Annotated in this window: 4 protein-coding genes; all 4 read left to right on the forward strand. The window is 52.6% G+C overall.

Annotated elements, in window-relative coordinates; genetic code table 11:
• Positions 1-17 precede the first annotated feature (17 nt).
• The 4 genes from rsgA to PKX57_RS11810 all read left to right on the forward strand — a co-directional run bounded on the left by rsgA (position 18) and on the right by PKX57_RS11810 (position 2,804).
• Positions 18-914 carry a ribosome small subunit-dependent GTPase A gene (rsgA, locus tag PKX57_RS11795; protein ID WP_214049241.1) on the forward strand — a complete coding sequence of 299 codons (897 nt, stop codon included), beginning with the start codon at positions 18-20 and terminating at the stop codon, positions 912-914.
• 131 nt (positions 915-1,045) lie between these two features.
• Positions 1,046-1,288, forward strand: coding sequence for a hypothetical protein (locus PKX57_RS11800; protein ID WP_214075612.1), 243 nt, complete (start codon positions 1,046-1,048; stop codon positions 1,286-1,288).
• Positions 1,289-1,314: 26 nt separating this feature from the next.
• Complete coding sequence (locus tag PKX57_RS11805; protein WP_472417508.1) at positions 1,315-2,139, forward strand: nucleoside phosphorylase; 825 nt, start codon at positions 1,315-1,317, stop codon at positions 2,137-2,139.
• Positions 2,140-2,144: 5 nt separating this feature from the next.
• On the forward strand, positions 2,145-2,804 hold the full coding sequence (locus PKX57_RS11810) for a GNAT family N-acetyltransferase (protein WP_472417510.1): 660 nt from the start codon (positions 2,145-2,147) through the stop codon (positions 2,802-2,804).
• Positions 2,805-3,003 lie beyond the last annotated feature (199 nt).

The raw sequence follows: 3,003 nt of genomic DNA on the forward strand, positions 1-3,003 counted from the left end.
ATAATCGGAGGTCATCGATGAAAGGTGAAGTAGTAAACGTTCAAAAGGGAATGTATCACGTAAAGTCCGAAGACGGCGATTTTTTCCGCTGTCTTCTTAGAGGAAAGCTCCTAAAACTGGAAAGGGAAGAAAAGAGCATTCTCGCCGTCGGAGACGAGGTGCTTTTCGAAAGACTTCAAAAAGATCAGGGCATCATCACCGCGATAGAGGAGAGACGCAGCAGCCTCGTTCGAAAGGGCGCCGGAAAGAAGGGAAGGCACCTCGAACAGGTGGTCGCCGCCAACATAGACCAGCTCCTTGTAGTGGTTGCCGTCAAGGATCCCCCCTACAAAAAAAGCCTCATAGAGCGGTACATCACTTCGGCGAGGAGTTCCGGTCTGGATGTGATAATAGTCTTCAACAAGGCCGATCTGGGATTTTCCGAAAGAACGCTCGAAGATTCGAAGGTTTACGGAGAACTCGGGTACACCGTGAAATTCACGAGCGTGCTTACAGGAAAGGGTATAGATGAACTCGCAGGCCTGCTGAGCGGGAAATCGACCGTACTGGCCGGTAGTTCCGGCGTCGGCAAATCCTCTCTCGTCAACGCCATGCTCAACGGCGATTCCGCAAAAACAGGCGAGGTGAGCCAGTCCACCCACAAAGGGAAGCACACGACCACCTCTTCGAGTGTTTACTATCTGCCCGGCGGAGGAAAGCTGATAGACGTGCCCGGGATGAGAGAGTTCGCCGTGAGCGATACGGAAGGACTCGACGAAGCCTTCAACGACATAGCCGAGCTCTCCAGGGGCTGCCGCTTCAACGATTGCACCCACACGGTTGAGCCGGGCTGCGCGGTCCTCAAAGCCGTCGAAGAGGGAACGCTAGAGAAAAGAAGACTGAGAAACTACCTGAGGATCAAACAATACGAATGAGGCCCGGACATCCGGGCCTTTTCTTCTGGCGGAGGCACCGCTCGCTCTTTCGGTCGCCGCGTTTGTATTTTTCCGTTGCTCTGAAAAACACTGTACAGATGATGGCCGTTGTTTGAATTGAAATTTGGGTAATGACTATCGATCAGGCCATGAGCTTCTGGCAAAAAGGAGTAATCGAGCCGACAGTTTTGCATTACGAGCTGACGACATCCAACCAGTGGGTAAGAATAGGTTTTGGCGCGCCGCCTCCGGAGAAAGACCTGGTTATCTACGTTGACAATAGCGACTTAGGCTGGGTGAAGACTGATTGGGATGGCAGGAACGACTACTGCTACCTCAAAGTATTGTATGTATATCGCACTAATACCTACTGATGCTAGATCGGTTTCAAAGGCGTCTTTTGGCCGAAGCATATCGTTTCTTCTTCACTGTTATAATCGTCGTAAGGGAGGCAGCCATGGAGAAGAGTTTACCCATTCTAGAGCATGATTATGAAAGGCCCGCAGTCATAGAACCGGCGAAGGTCATCCCGCCGATCCCCGACATGCCCGAAAGGGCGATCGTTATCTTCTATCAGGGGGTAATCGACAGCCTGAACGAGAGAGGGCTTCTCATGAAGATCGTGAACAGAAGAAGCGAAGTGGGACTATTTCCGGTCTACGGGATCGAACACAAAGGCGAGCGGGTGGCCCTTTTGAATCCGGGACTCGGGGCTCCCTCCGCGGCGGGCTTTTATGACGAGCTTATCGCGCTCGGTGTCAGGAAGACGGTGGCCTGCGGCTCGTGCGGGGTGTTGAAGAGAGAGATTCCGAGAGGCGAAATCATCGTGGTCGAATCGGCCGTCAGGGACGAAGGGACCTCCTTCCATTATCTGGCGCCCTCGAGAGAGATATCCGTCGATCGGCGCGTGATCGAGATCATAGAATCTACATTGAGAGAGCTCTCCATACCCTATATAAAGGGAAAGACCTGGACAACCGACGCCTTCTACAGAGAGACGAAGAAGATAGTCAAAAGAAGAATCGACGAAGGCTGCATAACCGTCGAGATGGAGGCTTCGGCACTCATGGCCGTCTCCCGGTTCAGGGATGTCGTCTTTGGCCAGCTTCTTTCCTCGGGAGACGATGTGAGCGGTGAAGAGTGGGACAGAAGATTTCACCCTGAAGCTTCCAGTCACAAAGAGCGTGTATTCTGGGCGGCACTCGAGTGCTGCCTGAGACTATAAAACTATTGCCAGTTCAGCCTTTGGCTGCGCATGAAGGCAAGCTGAAACCGGGTGATAGCGTGCTAGAACCGGTAAGGGTTTCCGACAGAGAACATTCAAGTGCAATAGAAATTCTGGCCCGGGCGTTTACCGGCGACCCGATGGTCAAATACGTAGCAGGCGAGAAAGCGAAGCAATACGTGAATAAGATCTACGGAGTCATGTTCAGGGCTTATTCGACTAAAGGATATGCCTATTTCGATTCACCCAGGATGAACGGAATGATTCTCTGGATCGACTCCGGAGAAGACCCGGGCCTCGGCGCCTGGATCAGGGGCGGCGCGCTGAAAATGCTGACATTTCCGGCAGGTTCGCTCGGTCGCCTCATGAAGGTCGGCAGGGGAGTCTCGAAGGTTCACAAAGAATGCATCAAAGAACATCACCTTCACCTGATCTTCATTGCCGTTTCGCCCGCTTCTCAGGGAAAGGGCATCGGCAGGCAACTCATGAGCCTTCTTACGCATGAGGCCGACTCGAAAGCCCTCCCCTGTTATCTCGAAACCCAGAACCCATCAAACCTGCGCTTCTACGAATCCTTCGGCTTCTATGTTGCAAAGGAAATCGAAATCTCGCCCGAATTGCGATCCTGGAGCATGGTGAGGCCGGTTCCGATTCGTGAACGATAGAGCCGTACTTGGAAGAGCGGGAAGAGCCGTCCACCGTCCACCGTCCCGGAGCATGGACCCGTCCTTGGAGAGAGCGAGAAGAGGAGAGAAAGAGAGAGAGTGAGAGAAAAGAGAGAGCGAAAATGGGGACTGACGGGTTCCTGGCGTCTGTTGTAGATATATAAGCTATGACTTGAATTCTAAGGAATGATTTATCTAC

The sequence above is a fragment of the Mesotoga sp. genome (assembly GCF_035363035.1).
Classification (GTDB): Bacteria; Thermotogota; Thermotogae; order Petrotogales; family Kosmotogaceae; genus Mesotoga.